Annotated in this window: 19 protein-coding genes; 4 read left to right on the top strand and 15 right to left on the bottom strand. The window is 69.5% G+C overall.

The window, feature by feature from the left end:
- The first annotated feature begins 90 nt into the window (after positions 1-90).
- From Q9R39_RS01365 to Q9R39_RS01375, 3 genes are all read left to right on the top strand, one after another.
- Complete coding sequence (locus tag Q9R39_RS01365) at positions 91-1629, top strand: M28 family peptidase (protein ID WP_078112962.1); 1539 nt, start codon at positions 91-93, stop codon at positions 1627-1629.
- Positions 1630-1716: 87 nt separating this feature from the next.
- A complete protein-coding gene (locus tag Q9R39_RS01370) occupies positions 1717-2091 on the top strand; it encodes a helix-turn-helix transcriptional regulator (RefSeq protein WP_065631461.1) in 375 nt (124 codons plus the stop codon).
- Positions 2088-2516: a Fur family transcriptional regulator gene (locus tag Q9R39_RS01375; protein WP_058252074.1), complete on the top strand. Its 429-nt coding sequence runs from the start codon at positions 2088-2090 to the stop codon at positions 2514-2516. The genes Q9R39_RS01370 and Q9R39_RS01375 overlap by 4 nt, the downstream gene beginning before the upstream one ends.
- A 303-nt stretch (positions 2517-2819) precedes the next feature.
- Here the strand turns inward: Q9R39_RS01375 and Q9R39_RS01380 are convergent, their stop codons facing one another.
- The 14 genes from Q9R39_RS01380 to hrcA form a co-directional block, all read right to left on the bottom strand.
- The gene (locus Q9R39_RS01380) at positions 2820-3230 is read right to left on the bottom strand and encodes a hypothetical protein (protein WP_068970366.1); all 411 of its coding nucleotides are present in this window, start codon (positions 3228-3230) and stop codon (positions 2820-2822) included.
- Complete coding sequence (locus tag Q9R39_RS01385; protein ID WP_311276988.1) at positions 3227-4048, bottom strand: isoprenyl transferase; 822 nt, start codon at positions 4046-4048, stop codon at positions 3227-3229. The genes Q9R39_RS01380 and Q9R39_RS01385 overlap by 4 nt, the downstream gene beginning before the upstream one ends.
- On the bottom strand, positions 4029-4832 hold the full coding sequence (gene recO / locus Q9R39_RS01390) for a DNA repair protein RecO (protein WP_055475472.1): 804 nt from the start codon (positions 4830-4832) through the stop codon (positions 4029-4031). The genes Q9R39_RS01385 and recO overlap by 20 nt, the downstream gene beginning before the upstream one ends.
- Positions 4833-4886: 54 nt before the next feature.
- On the bottom strand, positions 4887-6746 hold the full coding sequence (locus Q9R39_RS01395) for a pyruvate kinase (protein WP_176455918.1): 1860 nt from the start codon (positions 6744-6746) through the stop codon (positions 4887-4889).
- Positions 6747-6801: 55 nt separating this feature from the next.
- Positions 6802-8214 (bottom strand): YhgE/Pip domain-containing protein, encoded by a 1413-nt coding sequence (locus tag Q9R39_RS01400; protein ID WP_078112893.1) that lies wholly within the window; start codon positions 8212-8214, stop codon positions 6802-6804.
- Positions 8215-8270: 56 nt separating this feature from the next.
- Positions 8271-9182, bottom strand: coding sequence for a GTPase Era (gene era, locus Q9R39_RS01405; RefSeq protein ID WP_055475474.1), 912 nt, complete (start codon positions 9180-9182; stop codon positions 8271-8273).
- Positions 9175-9519: a hypothetical protein gene (locus Q9R39_RS01410; protein ID WP_078112894.1), complete on the bottom strand. Its 345-nt coding sequence runs from the start codon at positions 9517-9519 to the stop codon at positions 9175-9177. The genes era and Q9R39_RS01410 overlap by 8 nt, the downstream gene beginning before the upstream one ends.
- Entirely contained in the window at positions 9516-10940 is a 1425-nt protein-coding gene (locus Q9R39_RS01415; RefSeq protein ID WP_078112895.1) for a hemolysin family protein, read from the bottom strand. Before Q9R39_RS01415 ends, Q9R39_RS01410 begins: the two co-directional genes overlap by 4 nt.
- Positions 10937-11539 (bottom strand): rRNA maturation RNase YbeY, encoded by a 603-nt coding sequence (gene ybeY / locus Q9R39_RS01420; protein ID WP_078112896.1) that lies wholly within the window; start codon positions 11537-11539, stop codon positions 10937-10939. The genes Q9R39_RS01415 and ybeY overlap by 4 nt, the downstream gene beginning before the upstream one ends.
- Positions 11536-12618 (bottom strand): PhoH family protein, encoded by a 1083-nt coding sequence (locus Q9R39_RS01425; RefSeq protein WP_055475523.1) that lies wholly within the window; start codon positions 12616-12618, stop codon positions 11536-11538. The genes ybeY and Q9R39_RS01425 overlap by 4 nt, the downstream gene beginning before the upstream one ends.
- Before the next feature lie 138 nt (positions 12619-12756).
- Positions 12757-13536, bottom strand: coding sequence for an alpha/beta hydrolase (locus Q9R39_RS01430; protein WP_311276989.1), 780 nt, complete (start codon positions 13534-13536; stop codon positions 12757-12759).
- Entirely contained in the window at positions 13533-14282 is a 750-nt protein-coding gene (locus tag Q9R39_RS01435) for a 16S rRNA (uracil(1498)-N(3))-methyltransferase (RefSeq protein ID WP_058252185.1), read from the bottom strand. The genes Q9R39_RS01430 and Q9R39_RS01435 overlap by 4 nt, the downstream gene beginning before the upstream one ends.
- 63 nt (positions 14283-14345) lie before the next feature.
- Positions 14346-15515 carry a molecular chaperone DnaJ gene (dnaJ, locus tag Q9R39_RS01440; protein WP_058252082.1) on the bottom strand — a complete coding sequence of 390 codons (1170 nt, stop codon included), beginning with the start codon at positions 15513-15515 and terminating at the stop codon, positions 14346-14348.
- A 166-nt stretch (positions 15516-15681) separates the two neighbouring features.
- Entirely contained in the window at positions 15682-16716 is a 1035-nt protein-coding gene (gene hrcA / locus Q9R39_RS01445) for a heat-inducible transcriptional repressor HrcA (protein ID WP_055475525.1), read from the bottom strand.
- Positions 16717-16878: 162 nt separating this feature from the next.
- Here hrcA and Q9R39_RS01450 point away from each other — a divergent pair, with 162 nt between their 5' ends.
- Complete coding sequence (locus Q9R39_RS01450; RefSeq protein ID WP_058252083.1) at positions 16879-17337, top strand: type II toxin-antitoxin system VapB family antitoxin; 459 nt, start codon at positions 16879-16881, stop codon at positions 17335-17337.
- A gap of 19 nt (positions 17338-17356) precedes the next feature.
- On the opposite strand, the gene hemW is transcribed toward Q9R39_RS01450, so the two are convergent.
- Positions 17357-18556, bottom strand: a complete 1200-nt coding sequence (hemW, locus tag Q9R39_RS01455) for a radical SAM family heme chaperone HemW (protein WP_311276990.1) — start codon at positions 18554-18556, stop codon at positions 17357-17359.
- Between the last annotated feature and the right edge of the window lie 252 nt (positions 18557-18808).

The following is an 18808-nucleotide window of genomic DNA, read 5'->3' on the forward strand; positions in this document are numbered from 1 at the left end:
TACCGAGCACGTGTGCCGATTCCCGAAACCACCGGCAACGGTGCACCCGTCGGACCCACATGCACCGACGGGAACTGCGAGAGTGGCAGGGTGATCGTTCGCATACGCCGACGCGTCGGCGTCCCCCCATCGGCCCGCGGGCGTCGGCCGGTCCTCGCCTCGGCCGGCCTCGCACTGACACTGGCACTGGCCGTGGGGTGCGCGGCCGAGCAGTCCGCCGAGCCCCAGCGACCCTCGTCGGCGCCGGTGTCGACGCCCTCTCCCGAACCGCCGATCGACGAGGTCACCCCGGCCGCGCTGGCCGAGGCCGTCACCCTCGACAACGTGATGGCCCACGTTCGCGCGCTGGCCCAGATCGCCGCCAACCACGGCGGCAACCGCGCGGCCGGCACACCCGGATACGACGCCTCGCTGGACTACGTCGCCGGGCTCCTCCGCACGGCGGGCTTCGACGTGACGACGCCGCCCGTCGAGTACGAGCGCTTCGACGCCGGTCCGGTCAGCCTCACCGCCGACGGCCTGAAGGTCGCCACCCGCGTCGTCGAGTATTCGGCCGGAACCGGCGACACCCCGGTCACCGGGGCCCCGGTTGCCGTCAACGGCCTCGGATGCGCGAGCACCGACTTTCCGGCCACGACGCGTGGTGCGATCGCCGTCATCACCCGAGGAACCTGCACCTTCGCCGACAAGGCACGGAACGCGGAGTCGGCCGGCGCGGTCGGGGTCGTCATGGTCAACAACGAGCCCGGCCCGCTCACCGGCGCCACCCTGGGGCCGGACGACCGTCCGGGGATCCCGGTCCTCGGCATCGCGGGCGACGACGCCGATCGGGTGCGGTCGGCGCGATCGGTCGCGCTTGCGGTCGAGGCGAAGACCACCGGCATCACCACGCGAAACCTGATCGCCGAGACCCGGACGGGCACCGGCGACGACGTCGTCATGGCCGGGGCACACCTCGACAGCGTCGCCGAGGGACCCGGCATGAACGACAACGCCAGCGGCTCCGCGGCCGTACTCGAGACGGCTCTGCGACTCGGGTCGTCGCCGCGGGTCCCGCACCGCGTGCGATTCGCGTTCTGGGGCGCGGAGGAGGACGGGCTCGTGGGTTCCACCGAGTACGTCCGGGGACTCGACCCGGCCGCGCGTACGGCAGTGGCCCTCTACCTGAACTTCGACATGCTCGCCTCACCCAACGGCGGGTACTTCACCTACGACGGCGACGACTCCGAGCGTCAGGGCGCCGGCCCCGGCCCGGACGGCTCCGGGGGCATCGAGCGGACCTTCGAGAAGTTCTACGCCGATCGCGGCATCCCCCTCGCCCCCGACGACTTCGACGGCCGTTCCGATTACGGCCCGTTCATCGCGGTGGGCATCCCCTCCGGCGGGGTGTTCACCGGCGCGGAAACAAAGAAGGACGAAGCGCAGGCGGAGATGTGGGGCGGCCGGGCCGGCGAACCCTTCGACCCCGACTATCACACCGCGCGCGACACCCTCGACAACCTGAACACCGACCTGCTGGCCGTCAACTCGGCTGCGGTCGCGTCCGCGGTCGCGACCTACGCGTTGTCGACCGCAGGTGCGGACGGGGTCCCGCCGCCGGCCGAGCGCCGACGTGCAGACGAGGGCTGACCAGCGGCGACACCGGTGGCACGGATTGAAAACCATTTCCGATAGAATGGCCGGATCAGTGGCGCGAGCCAGGCGAGGAGGAGCGTGATGTCGACGCAACCGTTGGACGGGCCCGGACCGATCGAAGCGGCCGATGCCGCGGCGCGGGAAGCCGCCGCCGACCTCCTGCGCGCCCTCGCCTCCCCCACTCGCGTCGCCATCGTGCTGTCCCTGCGGGAGCGGGTGCAGTGCGTCCACGAACTCGTCGGGCACCTGGGCTTGAGTCAGCCACTGGTCAGCCAGCACCTGCGCGTGCTCAAGGACGCCGGTGTGGTGCGAGGCCAGCGCAACGGCCGCGAGATCACCTACGAACTCCTCGACGACCACGTCGCGCACATCGTCGGCGATGCGCTGATCCACGCGAACGAGACCACCGACGGCCGCGCCGTGCCGTCCGATGCGTCCCGGGCGGTGAACGAATGAGTGGCGTCGCATCGGGGCCGCAGCCGGTCACCGGCATCCGGTCGACGCGCCAACGCGCTGCGATCGCCGACGCCCTGGCCGGCACCGAGGACTTCTGCTCCGCGCAGGAACTCCACGAGATCCTCAAGGCCCGGGGCGAATCCATCGGCCTGACGACGGTGTACCGCAATCTGCAGGCGCTGAGCCAGGCCGGGCAGATCGATGTCCTGTGGGACGGTTCCGGTGAGACCCGATACCGCCATTGTTCGTCGGGACACCACCACCATCTCGTGTGCCGGGAGTGCGGCACCACCGTCGAGGTCCAGGCCGAACCGGTCGAACGCTGGGCCGCGAAGATCGCCGCCCAGCACGGCTTCACCGACATCAACCACACCGTCGAGGTCTTCGGGCGCTGTGGGGACTGCCGAACCGCCGAGAAGGACTGAGCGGGCGGAACGAGCCCGCCTCCGCTCCCCGATCCGAAAAACCGCAAACTACTGCTCCCTGAGGTGCGAGGAGCGCTAGCGACGAGCCACGAAGGGTCCTGGCGAGACACGTTGCGGCCCTTCGTGGCTCGCTTCGCTCGCACCTCAGGGAGCATTGGTCGCGCTCAACGCCTCAGGGAGCATTGGTCGTGCTCAACGCTCTTCAGTCCTCAGGGAGCATAGGTCGCGCTCAACGCCTCAGGGAGCATTGGTCGTGCTCAACGCTTCTCAGTCCTCAGGGAGCGGGATCCGATGTCGCCAGACTCAAGCAGAAGCCGGGCCCACCAGCCGTTCGGCGGCGTCGACACCGGCGGCGAGGACGATGTGCAGGACCGTCAGCAGCGGCACGTCGTCGAGCTGGCTCGCCGGAAACGTGTAGTACTGCAGCACATCTGTGGTGACCCCCGCACGGTCGGAGCGTCGGAGGCTGCCGAAGCTGAGCTGAGCGGCGCACGCCTCGACGTCGTCCCGGAGCGTCGGGGTGTTGGGCAGGTCCATCGCGACCATCTGCGTCAGGGCCAGTACGTCGAGCCCGTCGGCCAGCGTGAGCACGCGGATGGAGGCACGCGTCGGACCGACCTGCACGACGAGGGAGTCGGCGTCGGGTCGGTCGACGGGACCGAGTTCGGCGACGATCTGCGCGGTCCGGTCGAGGAGCGCGGCGGCGTCGGTCACGACGGCTTCACCCCGCCGAATCGCCGGTCGCGCGAGGCGTATTCGAGACAGGCCGCCCACAGGTCACGCCGATCGAAGTCCGGGAAGAGTTTCTCCTGGTAGACCATCTCGGCGTACGCCGACTGCCACAGCAGGAAGTTCGAGATCCGCTGCTCCCCCGACGGACGCAGGAACAGGTCGACGTCGGGCATGTCCGGCTCGTCGAGGTACCGCGCGAAGGTCGACTCCGAGATGCGCTCCGGGTCGATCTCGCCGCGCGCCGCGCGTCGCGCGATCTCCCTTGCGGCGTCGGCGATCTCGGCACGACCGCCGTAATTGACGCACATCGTGAGCGTCATCACGGTGTTGTCCCGGGTCATCTCCTCGGCGATCTCGAGTTCCCGGATCACGCTGCGCCACAACCGGGGTCGGCGTCCGGCCCAGCGCACCCGGACGCCCATCTCGTGCATCTCATCGCGTCGACGGCGGATGACGTCGCGGTTGAAGCCCATGAGGAACTTCACCTCATCGGGGCTGCGCGACCAGTTCTCGGTGGAGAACGCGTAGGCGGAGAGCCAGCCGACCCCCAATTCGATACAGCCGCAGACGGTGTCCATCAACACGGCCTCGCCGCGCTTGTGCCCCTCGGTGCGCGGGAGCCCGCGATCGGTGGCCCAGCGCCCGTTCCCGTCCATCACCAGCGCCACGTGCTTGGGCACGAACTCCGCGGGGATCGCCGGGGGCCGGGCACCGCTCGGATGCGGATCGGGGGGACGGACATCCGTCCAGAGGCTCGCGGCCTTGCGTCCCTTCGCCGAACTACCCGGCCGCAACGCCATCGTCGACCCTCCTCACGCCCGTGTCCACACCCGTCTCCATCAGCCTATGAGGGGCGGTGCGTTCGATCAGCGGCAGGGTTCGGAGCTGGCGTTCCAGATGCCACTGCAGATGCGCGGCGGTGAGCCCGCTGGCCTGTCGACGCAGCGACGGCGTGGCGTCGACGACCTCATCCCACCGACCGCGGAACAGGGCCTCCATGAGGTCGAGCACGCCGGGCGAGGGGGTCGCCGATCCGGGTGGCCGGCACGGCAGACAGACGGCGCCGCCGGCGGCGACGTGGAAAGCGCGGTGAGGACCGGGTGTCGCGCACCGCGCGCACTCCTCCAGCGCCGGCATCCAGCCCGCGCTGTACATCGCGCGCAGAAGGTAGGCGTCGAGGATCAGCTCACGCGGCCGGCGGTCGTCGGCCAGCGCGGCCAGCGCCCCGACCGTCAGCCGGTGCAGCTGACGGGTGGGCGCTCGTTCCTCACCCGCGAGCCGTTCCGCGGTCTCGAGGACCGCGCAGGCCGTGGTGTAGCGCCCGTAGTCGGCGACGATGGCGTCGGCGAAGGCGTGCAGGCTGTGCACCTGGGTGACCACGTCGAGGCTGCGGCCGGGATACAGATGTACGTCGATGTGGGCGAAGGGTTCGAGGCGGGCGCCGAACTTCGACCGCGTCCGCCGCACGCCCTTGGCGACCGCGCGCACGAGACCGTGTTCGGCGGTGAGCAGCGTGATGATGCGGTCGGCTTCGCCCAGCTTGTGCTGGCGCAGCACGACGGCCTCATCCCGGTAGAACCTCACCGGGACATTCTCCCATCGGGTACCGACACGACGTGCCCCGACATGCCCGCCGGCCTACCCCGGATCGATGTCGAACGAGGTCAGCGGCCGCAGCAGCGAGCGCTTCTTCTCGACGTGACCACCCATCCGGTCGAGGATCGACGTCAACGCCTCGATGGCCTCGACGATGTAGGGCCCCTTGTTCAGCATCACGCCCTCCGCACGCCGGCTCATCGCGGCGTCGGTGACCTCGGCCCGGGACGGCACGCCCTTCTTGGCCAGTCCGTCGAGCACCTGTGTCGCCCAGATGACCGGCACATGCGCGGCCTCACACAGCCAGAGGATCTCCTCCTGCACTTCGGCGAGCCGGCCGAACCCGACCTCGACGGCGAGGTCGCCGCGAGCGATCATGACCCCGACCGCGTCCCAGCGCATCGCCTCGAGCAGCATCTGCGGGAGCGACTCGAAGGCCGCCCGGGTCTCGATCTTCAGCACGATGCCCACATCGGACGCACCGCGACGGTTCAGTTCGCCGATGAGATCGGCCACGTCCTCCGGCGACCGGACGAACGAGCAGTTCACCATGTCGGCATGTGCCGCGACGAACTCGAGGTCATCGCGGTCCGACGCGGTGAGCGCCGGGATGTGCAGTGTCGTGTCCGGGAGGTTGATGCCCTTCTCGGCGCGGAGTTTCGTCCCGTCCGGCGCGGCACGCTCGACGTCGACCACGATCTCGCCGTCGAGCTTATCCCGCACTCGCCCGGCGATCTTGCCGTCGTCGAACAACACCCGATGGCCCGCCTCGACGTCGTCGAAGGCGTCCCCGAGCTCGCATCCGATCCGATGCGGCCCGGTCCGGGTCGCCGGTGTCGGCGTGAGGTCGCGCTGCAACCGGATCTCGTCACCGGTGCGCACGAGCAGATGCTGACGCTTCTCGGGCAGATCGTCGACGACGATCGGAGCGGCGTCGGCAGAGCCCGACAACCCGATCGGCGTACCCGTCTCGTAGTAGACGGTGCGATCACATTCGACGTCGATCCCCGCCTCGGACACCGCGACCACCTCGAGTCGCCGTCGGCGACCACGAGCGTCCCGTAGGCGCAACCGGTCTCCCTGCACGACGTCGGCGAGTGCGCGTACCGGGATGACCGCGTCGATGCCGTCGGGCAGGCGTGCGCCGGGGTCGAACGGTGCGGCACTGAGCCGCACCCGCGACCGCCGTTCGACGGTGCCATCGTCGGCGCGGACCGGTTTGACCTTGATCACCTTCGGTCCCGGTTCGAGCGGGCCGGTGCGCAACTTCGGACCGGCGAGATCCATGGCCACCCGCACCCGGCCGGGTAGAGCACGCACCGACTCGATCATCCGCGCCCATTCGGCCGGGCCGTCGTGTGCGCAGTTCACCCGCGCGACGTCCATTCCGGCGGCGCCCATGGCGCGGACGAGGTCGGGGTCGTCGGCGGCCTGGGTCGGCATCGTGACCATCACACGGGTGGCCCGCTCGCCGTGCTCGTCACCGGGTCCGTCGACGATGGCGTCATCGCCGCCACCGGGATGCACGCGCCCGAGGAGCCGGTCGCGATTACGCGTCAGGGTCCGCACCCCGCCCGCGAGGTCACCCCAGATCGGATGCCGGGTGCGCCCCTCGACCAGGGCGTCCACCGTCTCGATGACCGTCTCGATCCACGAATAGACGATCGACTCCATCCGGCCGAGACTCGACAGTCCGTGCGCGGACATCGACTCCTGCAGCGGACGCAGATCGCGGCGTCGCACCGCGACGTAGTGCACGAGGTTGCGGGCGCTGTCCCGGTGCTGGTCGGCGACCGCAGCGATGAGCGAGGCGGCCTGCTCCTCGGCGCGATCGAGGTCGTCCCGCAGTTCGTGCAGGGCCGAGGACAATTCGGGGATCGACATGACGACGGGGTTACCCATCCGGCCACCGTGTCAGACCCAGGTGAACGGTCGGGGCGAGGCGGCGCCGCCCGTGTCAGCCGGCGTTGACGATCTTGTCCAGCTTCGGCGGCAGCGTCATCCCACCCGGGTATCGGTGCCAGCCCTTGCGGTCGTAGAACTTGGTGCCGAGCAGACCGAGGAGCACGCCGACGAGCAGGCCGATGAAGCACTGGATGATCGATCGGCCCAACCCCGCCGACAGGTCGGCGTCGAAGTACAGGACCGCACGCACACCGAGGTAGATCACGTGCATCGGCTCGATCGCGGCGATCCACTCGAAGAGGCGGGGACTCGCCTCCAGCGGTAGCGTCCCGCCCGACGACGGCAGGCCGAACACCACGAAGAAGAGCAGATTGAACAGCAGACCGGGGTTGCCGAACACCGCCATCATCGCGCTCGCGCTCACGCCGACGGCGAAGATGCCGAGGACCGAGAGCATCCAGAGCACGAAGCCGTTCGGGATCGACGTCCCGACCATCGCGCCGACGGCGATGAACAAGGTCGAGAGCACCACCGCGACCAGGAACATGATCGTCCACTTCGCCGCGAGCGTCGCCCACCGGCTGATCGCGAGCCGCTCGCGCAGCTGATAGAACGGCCCGTATTCGATGGGGGTCTGGCCGAGCATGCCGTCGACCACGATGCTGACCATCATCGCCCCGGTGAACCCGGCGAGCACGAGCAGCAGGGTCAGGTAGAACGCCGACAATCCGTTGCCCGCACCCTCGGGAAGCGGGGTCGGCTCGGACACCTCGACGGCCACCGGGGTCGCGAGCGCGACCTGCGCCGCCCCGGTGAAGGTGATGTCGTTGCGCTCGAGCTGGGTACGGACCTGTTCGGTCAGCTGCGCGCCCACCTGCTCGTTGACCCGTTCACGGACCTGATCGGCGAGGGTGGTGGTGATCGACGACGCGAACGCCCCGGAGCCCCGGTTGATGAAGATGTCGATGGTCGGTTTCGCCGGGTCGGCGGTGAGAACCGTCGACCGGCCCAGTGCGACCGCCCGATTCGTGAAATTGGACCCGACGACGATGACGCCGTACACCTTGCCGCTGTTCAATTCGGACAGCGCGGTCGAGCGATCCGTGCGGGTCACGACGATCCCATTCTGCGCCGCCGAGGAGATGATGCCCTCGGCGACCTGGTCACCGAAGTTCTGCGGCGTGGACTGTCCGTCGGCATTCTGCACCTCACCGCCCGCGTCCTCCTGCACCAGGGCGACGGGGAAGTCGTGGAGGTGACGCTGCGGGTCGACGACCGCCGCCATGTACAGCGCGGCCATCAGCGAGAACATCACCGCGACGAGAGCCAACGGTGCCAGCCAGAAACGCGGCGATCCGAGGACGCCGGCGATCGTGCGCCCGGTCGGCTGGTCGGTGTCGGGCGCCTCGTGCGCTCCCCTACCGGAATCGTCTCCCGGCTGTTGTGGCGATTCGTGCGTTCCCATCGGCGTACCTCCCCGCAGGCCGCCCCTGCCGGCGCCGGGCCGTCAGGAACACGCTGCTAGAAACCCAATCGACGCAACTGCTTGGGGTCGCGTTGCCAGTCCTTGGCGACCTTTACGTGCAGATCCAGGTACACCTTGGTGCCCAGCAGCCGCTCGATCTGTGCGCGGGCAACTGTACCGACCTCCTTCAGACGCGCGCCCTTGCGGCCGATGATGATGCCCTTCTGGCTGTCGCGTTCGACGAACAGCACGGCGTGGACATCGACCATCGGCGGTAGGTCGGGGTCGCGGTCCTCACGATCGATGACCTCTTCGATGACGACGGCCAGCGAGTGCGGCAGCTCGTCGTGCACCCCCTCGAGCGCGGCCTCGCGGATGAACTCCGCCATCAGCACCTGTTCGGGTTCGTCGGTGAGTTCGCCGTCCGGGTAGAACGCGGGGCCTTCCTCCATGAGGCTCACGAGCACGTCGGACAGCACGTCGAGCTGCTTGCCCGACTTCGCCGACACCGGAACCACTTCCGAGTCCGGCCCGAGTACCTGCGACAGTGCGAGCAGCTGTTTGGCGACCTGCTCCGGCCCGACCCGGTCGATTTTGGTGACCACCCCGACGATCGTCGTGCGCGGCGCCATCTCGCGGACCTGCGAGATGATCCACCGGTCACCCGGACCGATGGCCTCGTCGGCCGGTATGCACACTCCGATCACGTCGACCTCGGAGTAGGTGTCGCGGACGAGGTCGTTCAGGCGCTGACCCAGCAGGGTGCGCGGTCGGTGCAGGCCCGGGGTGTCGACGAGGATCAGCTGGGCGTCGGGCCGGTTGACGATCCCGCGGATGGTGTGGCGGGTGGTCTGCGGACGATTCGAGGTGATCGCGATCTTCTCGCCGACCAGGGCGTTGGTGAGCGTGGATTTGCCGGTGTTGGGCCGGCCCACGAAACAGACGAAGCCCGAACGGAACTCAGGCATCCGCGCGCCCCAGCCGCTGCTGAGGACGACCCGCGGTGTCGGTGAGGACCGCATAGGCCTCCGGGCTCAGCTCGTGCAGGGTGTCCAGGCCCGGGTCGCCGGCGTCACCGTTGACGACGACCGCCGCCTCGAAGGAGCGGGCGCCGCTCGAGATCGCCGACGCCACCGCGACCTGGAGTCCGGTGAGGGTCAGCGAGCGGGTCCGCACGTCGGCCCCGGCGTAGGTGCGACCGTCGCCGTCCCGGACCGCCGCGCCCGAGGGCGACTCGGCGCGCGCCAGCGCACCTCGGGCGAGCACCACGAGCTTGCGATCCTCGTCGGAGAGGGTCTCGGTCACTGGTTCATCCTTGCTCTCGACTCGCCTGCGCGCTCCCGGCCGGCGGTGTCCGTGTCCTGGTCGTCGTGGGCGTTGCCCGTAGTGCGCTCGGCACGCCCCTGCGATCGACTCGACTGCCCGCCGTGCTCGTCGCGTCGGGAATCCTCGTCCGCGTCGGGGACCCGGGTGACCAGCACCGTGATGATGCGTTGGCGCCCTTGGCGATTGGGCCCACCCTCGGCCACCAGCTGCAGCCCGTGCGACTCGACCCGGGCGCCGGGCAGTGGCACCCGCCCCAGTTCCAGACCCACGAGTCCGCCGACCGTCTCGACCTCTTCCTCGGCGATCTCGACGCCGAACAGCTCGCCGAGATCCTCCACCGGCAGTCGTGCCGACACCCGGTACGACCCGTCGCCCAGGTCTTCGACCGGTGCGAGCTCGTCGATGTCGTACTCGTCGGTGATCTCGCCGACGATCTCCTCCAGCACGTCCTCGATGGTCACCAGCCCGGCGATGCCGCCGTACTCGTCGACGAGCATCGCCATGTGGTTGCGCTCGCGCTGCATGTCGGCGAGGACCCGGTCCAGTGGCTTGGAGTCGGGGATGAACTCGGCCTCGCGCATCACGTCGACCACGCGGAGGGTCGTGGGATCGATCCGCTGGGCGACCGTGCGCGCCACCAGATCCTTGAGGTACACAATGCCCAGGACGTCGTCGGTGTTCTCCCCGATCACCGGGATCCGCGAATGTCCGGACCGCGTCGCGAGACTCGTGGCCTGCAGCGCGGTCTTGTCGGCTTCGATCCACACCATCTCCGGGCGCGGGACCATCACCTCGCGGGCACTGGTGTCGCCGAGGTCGAAGACCGACTGGATCATCCGGCGCTCGTCGGCCGCGACGACGCCCGAGGCCTCGGCCAGGTCGACGACCTCGCGCAACTCGACCTCGGTGGCGAACGGACCGTTGCGGAACCCGCGACCCGGGGTGAGGGCGTTGCCGATCAGGATCAACAGCCGGGTCAGCGGTTTGAGCAGCACGCCGAGCGCGAACAACAGGTACGACGACGACAGCGCGATCGTGTACGCGTGCTGCCGGCCGAGGGTGCGGGGGCCGACGCCGACGGCGACGTACGAGACGACCGTCATGGCGGCGATGGCCACCGCCAGTCCCCCGCCGACGCCGATCAGCTGCGTCGCGGCGACCGCGACGAGCGCGACCGCCGCGGTCTCGCACACGACTCGGAGCAGCACCACGAGGCCGACATAGGTCGCACGTGCCTCGAGGATGCCCGCCAGGCGGCGCGCACCGGCGCGCCCTTCCCGGACCATGTCGTCGACCCGGGCGTTCGACACCGTCGACACCGCGGTGTCGACGGCCGCGAAGACGCCGCCCACCACGATCAACACGACTGCCGCCACGATGAACCAGTAGTCGGAGGTCACCCTCGGTCCTCCTCGGACCGCGACTGCTCGGGCACCGACTGGGCACCGGGGGTCGGTGAATCGCCCTCGGCTCCGGTGAACCCGATGTTGGACAGCAGCCGGGAATCGCGGTCGGTCTGTCGTTGCTCCTGGGCGCGACGGTGACGTTCGACGTAGAACCCGTCGAGGATGCGGTTCTGCAGTCCGAACATCTCGCGCTCCTCCTCCGGCTCGGCATGGTCGTAGCCGAGGAGGTGGAGCACTCCGTGGATGGTCAGCATGGCGAGCTCGTGCTCGAAGGATCGCTTGGCCTCGCGCGCCTGTTTCCGGGCGAAGTCCGGGCACAGCACAATGTCCCCGAGGATCGCCGGGCCCGGGTCGGTCGCATCCGGCCGGCCGCCGGGCACCAGTTCGTCCATCGGGAAACTCATGACATCGGTCGGGCCCGGCAGGTCCATCCACTGGACGTGCATGTCGGCCATGGTGTCCTCGTCGACACACAGCACCGACAGCAACGCGGCCGGGTTCACGTCCATCGCGGTGACCGCGAAACGCGCGGCGTCGATGATCAACTCGGCCGGGACCTCGACCCCGGATTCGTTGGCCAGTTCGATGCTCATGAGCGACGACCCTGCGCCGCTGCCCGGCGTGCGGCGCGATTGCCGCCGATGGCCGTGTTGGGCAGACCCCGCTGCGCCTCCTCGGCTCGCCCGTAGGCGTCGACGATGTCGGCGACCAGGCGGTGCCGGACCACGTCCTGGCTGGTGAGGCGGGCGAAGTGGATGTCGTCGATGCCCTCGAGGATCTCCGACGCGGCGAGGAGTCCGCTGCGGGCGCCGCCGGGCAGGTCCACCTGGGTGACGTCGCCGGTGACGACGACCTTGGAACCGAAACCGAGGCGCGTGAGGAACATCTTCATCTGCTCGCTCGTGGTGTTCTGCGCCTCGTCGAGGATGATGAACGCGTCGTTCAGGGTGCGCCCGCGCATGTAGGCCAGCGGCGCGACCTCGATGACCCCGGCCGCCATCAGCTTCGGGATCGCGTCGGGGTCCATCATGTCGTGCAACGCGTCGTACAGCGGGCGCAGGTACGGGTCGATCTTCTCGCTCAGCGTGCCCGGCAGGAAGCCGAGACGTTCGCCGGCCTCGACCGCCGGCCGCGTCAGGATGATGCGGTTGACCGACTTCGACTGCAGCGCCTGCACGGCCTTGGCCATCGCCAGATAGGTCTTGCCGGTGCCGGCCGGGCCCAGTCCGAACACGATGGTGTGCTCGTCGATCGCGTCGACATAGTGCTTCTGGTTGAGCGTCTTGGGCCGGATCGTCTTGCCGCGCCGCGACAGGATGTCCAGTGACAGCACATCGGCGGGCGATTCCTCGGTGCCGTCGGACAGCATCGAGACGCTGTGCCGGACGAGATCTGGTGTCAGCGGGGTTCCGCGCCCGACGAGGTCGACGAGTTCGGCGATGACGCGCTCGGACGCGGCTACCTCGGCGGGTTCACCGGTCAATGTCACCTGGTTGCCACGGACGTGGATGTCGGCGGGCAGGAGCTGCTCGAGGGTACGCAGGTTGACGTCACTCGCGCCGAGCAGCCCGAACACGACTCCGGGAGAGACTTCGACAGTGGATGTGACCCCAGACCGGCGCGGCTGCGTACGGCTGGATTGCCCGCTCTGGTCGGGGTTGTCGTCACTCACGTATGAAATCACTCCTGGTGTTCTGGTCCGGATGGATGTTCGGTTCTGGATGCGGCGCCCCCGGACGACGCGGTCGCGGCGGCAGGGGTGTGGTCAGTGTATCGCGGTGCAACAGCCGATCAGCAGGCAATATTTCCGTCAGATCCCGAGCACGCGGATCGTCTGTCGCGTGCCGACGCTGCGCGGGTCGACGAAGGCGTCGTGCCCCTCACCGGGGACGACGATGAGTTCGGCGGACTGTCCGCGTGCGATCGCGGCGTCGACGTACCGGCGGCTGGACTCGACCGGGATCAGATCATCGGCGTCGCCGTGGATCGCGACGACGTGGGCGTCGACCACCGGTGCCAACAGTGGTGAGGCGTCGGAGTAGCGGCGCGGCGACTCGCTGAACGGCCGGCCCATGAACGCCCGCACCGACTCCCGGTCCGCTGCGCCGACGGTGTCGAGCACGGCCGCCTGGGCGATCACGGTGGTAATGGTGGCCGTGGCGGTCCGGGCTCCGAGCTGACCGACGGCCCAGACCGCGAGCTGACCACCCGCGGAATGCCCGACGACCGCGGTCGAGGCGAAGTCGACAGCGCCGGGCGGGAGCAGGTCGCGGACGGGACCGTCCAGGGCACCGAGCGCGTCGAGGACATCCCGGCCGGTATTCGGCCACCCGCCGCCCTCTTCACCCACCCGGCGGTACTCGATGTTCCACACCACCGCCCCGCGTTCGGCGAGCATCCGGGCGATCGCGGTCTGGGTCGTCGACCCGAACTCGACAGACCAGGACCCGCCGTGGACAAGCACCACGAGCCGCGTCGGCGTCGCGGCGTCGAGCCCCTCGGAAGGCACGTACAGGTGCCCGAATTGGGAAGGCGCAGAGCCGTATTCGATCTTGGTCCGACGCACCGAACGGCGTCCGACGACACTCATCGGGCCCACCGGCGGGTGAGCACCCCGATCGCGCCGAGGGCCACCGCGGCGGCCGTCGACGTACGCAACACCTCGGGGCCGAGCACGACCGAGTTCGCACCGAGCGCGGTCAGGTCGGCGACCTCGCCGGCGTCGAGTCCGCCCTCGGGCCCGACCACGAGCAGGATCTCGGTGGCGTCGGCGAGGGGTAGCCGGGCCAGGGGTTGCGCGGCTTCCTCGTGCAGGACGGCGACGACCCCTCCCTGCGCCACGACGTCCGCGCAGCGGGCCCGGACGTCGATGGTGGCCGCGAGGTCGGTGATCTCCGGAATCCATGGTCGACGGCTTTGTTTGGCAGCTGCCGAGGCCGCGGCCCGCCATTTGGCAACGCCCTTGTCCGCCTTGCCCGTCCACCGCGACACGCACCGCAGCGCCTGCCACGGCACGATGACGTCGGCGCCGGCCTCGGTGGCGAGGTCGACCGCGAGCTCGGACCGCTCCGACTTCGGGAGCGCCTGCACCACGGTCACCTGCGGGGTCGAGCGAGCCTCGAACGCGAGGTCGTGGACGGTCGCCACCAGTGTGTCCTTGGCGGTGATCTCCCGGATCTCGCAACCGCCGACCGAGCCGGCGCCGTCGCCGACGAGGATCCGTTCGCCGACGCCCAGCCGGGCGACGGTGACCGCATGACGACCCTCGGCGCCGCTCAGGATCAGGTCAGCGCCGGGCGCGGGCACGGAGTCCGCCCAGAACAGCGGTGGACTCACCGCGTACCCGCCGTCCCGAACGCGCACATCCACTCGGAGATCGCCGCCGCGGACACCAGGTGCCTACTTCCCGGCGAACGCGTTGCGCAGCCGCGAGAAGAGACCGCCGGGCGCCGCGGCCGCCGAGGTGTTGACGACCTCGATCTCGTCGGCGGCGATCTTGCGGTACTTCTTCAGTGCTTCGGTCTGCGCCGCATCGAGTCTGGTCGGTACGACGACGTCGAGGTGGACGTGCATGGTGCCGCGCACACCGGAGCTGACGTGCGGCATGCCCTGCCCGCGCAGCTTCACGATCTGGCCCGGCTGCGTGCCGGGCGCGACCGTCACGGTGACCGGGTCGCCGAGAATCGTCTCCACCTCAAACTCGGCGCCGAGCGCGGCGTCGGCCATCGGGACCTTGACGGTGCAGTGCAGGTCGTCCTTATCGCGCAGGAACACCTCGTGCGGCCGTTCGGAGACCTCTACGTACAGATCGCCGGCGGGGCCGCCGCCGAGACCCACCTCACCCTGACCGGTGAGGCGAACCCGCATGCCGTTCTCGATTCCGGCCGGGATGCGCACGGTCATCGTGCGTCGCGAGCGGTAGCGTCCGTCGCCGCCGCACTTGTGGCAGGGGTCGGGGATGACCTCGCCGACGCCGTGGCAGGTCGGGCACTCGCGCACGGTCATGACCTGCCCGAGGAAGGAGCGCTGCACCGACTGGATCTCCCCGGCGCCCTTGCAGATGTCGCAGGTGACCGGCTTGCTGTCGCCGTTGGTTCCCGAGCCGGTACACACGTCGCAGAGGATCGCGGTGTCGACGGTGATCTCCTTGGCGACCCCCTTGGCGCACTCGGCGAGATCCAGGGTCACGTTCACCAGCGCCGGCTCACCCGGCTGGACACGGGACTTGGGTCCGCGGCCCGAGCCGAAGCCCCCGCCACCGCCGCCGAAGGCACCGCCGTTGCCGAAGAACGCCTCGAAGACGTCGCCGAATCCCCCGCCGCCGCCACCGAAACCGCCGAAGCCGCCCGCACCGGCGCCGGCCAGCGGATCGCCGCCGGCGTCGACGATGCGACGCTTCTCCGGATCGGTCAGCACCTCGTAAGCGGTGCTGACCTCTTTGAACTCGTCTTCTTTGCCCGGGTTGACGTCGGGGTGCAGCTCCCGCGCCTTCTTGCGGTAGGCGCGCTTGAGCTCCTGATCACTGGCGCCCTTCGCCACTCCCAGGATTGCGTAGTAGTCACGTGCCACGGTTGTAGTGATCCTTCGGTCTCAGTTGGTGCCTGGCGGCGGGTGCTCTCACGATCGCGCGACGCGCGGATGGACCGGCCGTCCCCACCGTCGTCCCGGCTCGGTGTCGCGAGCGGCCGCCGTCGACGCTGCGGTGTGCCCGACAGCGATCATGGAGAAACAGCGATCATCGTTCGGCGAGCACCTCGCCGATGTACTTGGCAACGGCCGCCACCGAGGCGATGGTTCCCGGATAGTCCATCCGTGTGGGGCCGAGCACACCGACGCCGCCGAACACGGTTCCCGAAGCACCGTACCCTGTCGACACGACCGAGGTCCCACGCAGGTTCTCGGTCCGGGTCTCCTCGCCGATCTGCACCGTGACCTGGCCCATGTCCTGGGTCGTCGCCAAGATCTTGAGCACCACCACCTGCTCCTCGAGGGCTTCGAGAACGGTGTCCATCCCGCCGACGACCGGGGTGAAGTCGGCCGCCGACCGCGCGAGGTTCGACGTGCCGCCCAGCACCAGCCGGTCGTCACCGCGTTCGACGAGGGTCTCCACCAGCACGGTGGCGATGTTGAGCACCGCACCGCGCAGATCCTCGGGCGCGGAGTTGGCGAGCTCGGCGACCGCGGCCGACGCGGCTTCGAGCCGTTTGCCGTGCAGTGCGGCCGAGAACAGATCGCGCAACCGGGCGATCTCGTCCTCATCGTGGTCTTCGCTCAGCGCCACCATGCGCTGTTCGACCCGGCCGTTGTCGACGATGACGACCAGCAGCAGGCGCGACGGCGACAGGGTGACGACCTCGAGGTGACGCACGGTCGCCGCCGACAGCACCGGGTACTGGATGACCGCGACCTGTCTCGTCAGCTGGGCGAGGAGCCGCACCGAGCGCCGGAGCACGTCGTCGAGGTCGACGCCGGAGTCGAGCACCGAGAGGATCGCCCGGCGCTCGGCGGCCGACAGCGGCTTGATCTCGCTGATCCGGTCGACGAACATCCGGTAGCCCTTGTCGGTGGGCACCCGGCCGGAGCTGGTGTGCGGCTGGGTGATGTATCCCTCTGCCTCCAGGACCGCCATGTCGTTGCGGACGGTGGCACTCGACACCCCCAGCTGGTGTCGCTCCACGAGCGCTTTCGAACCGATCGGTTCCTGCGTGTCGACGTAGTCGGTCACGATCGCACGCAAGATCTCGAAGCGACGATCATCGGTGGTAGACACGCGGCACACCTCCTGACTCGGGTCCCTGCCATACAGTTGGGTGCGTTCCATAGTACGAAATGGGATCGCGATCACCGTGCCACGGCGCGGTGTCGCGCACTGACCGTCGACGCGTCGTCGCAGATCAGCAATCGTCGAGGCACGGGCGTCGGAGGAGTTCGCATGATCTTCAAGGGGGTGCGGGAGGGCAAGCCCTATCCCGACCACGGGCTGTCGACGCGTGGTTGGGCCAAGATCCCGCCGCGGCAACTCCGGCTCGACCAGCTGACGCCGATCACGAAGGTCCTCGCCCTGGACAAGCTCCTCAGCGAGGACTCCACCTTCTACGGCGACCTGTTCGCCCACGTCGTGCGGTGGGAGGGCGAGCTCTACCTCGAGGACGGACTGCATCGCGCGGTGCGGTCGGCGCTGCGCAACCGGCACATCATCCACGCGCGCACCCTCGACCTCGACGCCCTGGACCTGTCCGATGCGGCCAAACCCCTCGACGAGCAACTCGAGGACACCGCCGAGATCCCGGCGCGCCGGCCCCCGACCACGCCCGACGGCCCCGGTGCGCATCGGCGCGGGGCGCGATCGACGGGCTGGACGAGTCCGCCTCGCCCCGATCAGAGCTGGTAGGCCGACAACCGGCCCCGCGTCAGCCCCAGAGCACGCGGCGGATCACGCCGTCGGCCAGCAACCGACCCGCGTCGGTGAGCACGTAGGCGTCGTCGGCCGCGGTGAGCAGTCCGTCGGCACGGAGTTGTTCGGCATGCGCGGTCTCGGCGTCGTCGAGGAGATCGCGCGGCAGTCCGGTGCGGCACCGGGTGGTCAGCATGACGGCCTCGAGGTGCCGGTCCTCGGGGGTCAGCTGTTCTGCCGATGCGATGGGCAAGACCCCGTCCGCCAGCGACTTCGCGTAGCGCGCAGGATGTTTGGCGTTCAGCCAGCGCACGCCCGCGACGTGGGAATGCGCCCCCGGACCGATGCCCCACCAGTCGTGGCTGTGCCAGTAGGCGATGTTGTGACGACACACCGACTTCTCGCCGCGGGCCCAGTTCGACACCTCGTACCAGTCGAGTCCGTCCGCACGCAGACGGCGGTCGAGGATCTGGTAGCGGTCGGCGAGGACGTCGTCGTCGGGTGCGGGCATCTCCCCGCGCCGGATGCGGCGGGCGAGCGCGGTGCCGTCCTCGACGATCAGCGCGTAGGCCGACACGTGGTCGACCCCGGCGTCCAGCACCGCGTCGACGGTGGCGTGCAGGTCGGCGTCGGTCTCGCCGGGCGTGCCGTAGATCAGGTCGAGGTTGACGTGGTCGAACCCGGCCGCTCGTGCCTCCCTGGCGGCCGCAACCGCCCGACCCGGGGTGTGCGTGCGATCGAGCAGCCTGAGCACGTGTGCGGCGGCCGACTGCATGCCGAGCGAGATGCGGGTGAAACCGGCGGACCGGAGGTCGTCGAAGAACTCCGGCGAAGTCGACTCCGGATTCGACTCGGCGGTGATCTCGACGTCGTCGGACAGGTCGAAGTGGACCCGGACGGCGTCGAGGAGTCGTGTGAGGCCGTCGCCGCCGAGCAGCGACGGCGTGCCCCCGCCGACGAAGATCGTCGAGACCGGCCGGGTGGGGGCCAGCATCCGCGATGCCGCCTCGAGCTCGCGGGCGACCGCGTGCTGCCACGATTCCGGTGACGACGACGAACTGAGTTCGCCCGCCGTATAGGTGTTGAAATCGCAGTACCCACACCGGGTCGCGCAGAACGGGACGTGCAGGTACAGCGCGAGAGGCACGTCCGCGTCGACGTCGCGGCACGCAGCGGCGACCAGGTCGGCTGCGATGGTGGTGGTGTCGACGTTCACCGTTCCATGATGCCGATCGCGGCGGCGTGGGAGGAAATCGTCGCCCCGATCGGGAACAGCACGGTCCTCGACGGCGTTGTGCGGCGCAGGCAGGTGTGGAGGCCGGCCCGGTTTTCCATCACCATGATGGAAAATAACCCCAAGTAGACGAGCCGATAGGGAGCGTGGCACTATGGACCGCGTGATTTTCCCCGGGGTGTGGCTCGCAGCTCGCCGCCACATTGATCTCAAGCGCGTCAACAGCGCTTTCTG

The sequence above is a fragment of the Gordonia sp. AC31 genome, from assembly GCF_031844505.1.
Lineage (GTDB): Bacteria > Actinomycetota > Actinomycetes > Mycobacteriales > Mycobacteriaceae > Gordonia > Gordonia hongkongensis.

Bases quoted from the DNA above. Each gene is read 5' to 3' on its own strand.
- Q9R39_RS01370 (WP_065631461.1), top strand. From the start codon at position 1,717: ATGTCGACGCAACCGTTGGACGGGCCCGGACCGATCGAAGCGGCCGAT.
- Q9R39_RS01375 (WP_058252074.1), top strand. From the start codon at position 2,088: ATGAGTGGCGTCGCATCGGGGCCGCAGCCGGTCACCGGCATCCGGTCG.
- Q9R39_RS01385 (WP_311276988.1), bottom strand. From the start codon at position 4,048: ATGGCGTTGCGGCCGGGTAGTTCGGCGAAGGGACGCAAGGCCGCGAGC.
- Q9R39_RS01395 (WP_176455918.1), bottom strand. From the start codon at position 6,746: ATGGGTAACCCCGTCGTCATGTCGATCCCCGAATTGTCCTCGGCCCTG.
- Q9R39_RS01400 (WP_078112893.1), bottom strand. From the start codon at position 8,214: ATGGGAACGCACGAATCGCCACAACAGCCGGGAGACGATTCCGGTAGG.
- era (WP_055475474.1), bottom strand. From the start codon at position 9,182: ATGCCTGAGTTCCGTTCGGGCTTCGTCTGTTTCGTGGGCCGGCCCAAC.
- ybeY (WP_078112896.1), bottom strand. From the start codon at position 11,539: ATGAGCATCGAACTGGCCAACGAATCCGGGGTCGAGGTCCCGGCCGAG.
- Q9R39_RS01430 (WP_311276989.1), bottom strand. From the start codon at position 13,536: ATGAGTGTCGTCGGACGCCGTTCGGTGCGTCGGACCAAGATCGAATAC.
- Q9R39_RS01450 (WP_058252083.1), top strand. From the start codon at position 16,879: ATGATCTTCAAGGGGGTGCGGGAGGGCAAGCCCTATCCCGACCACGGG.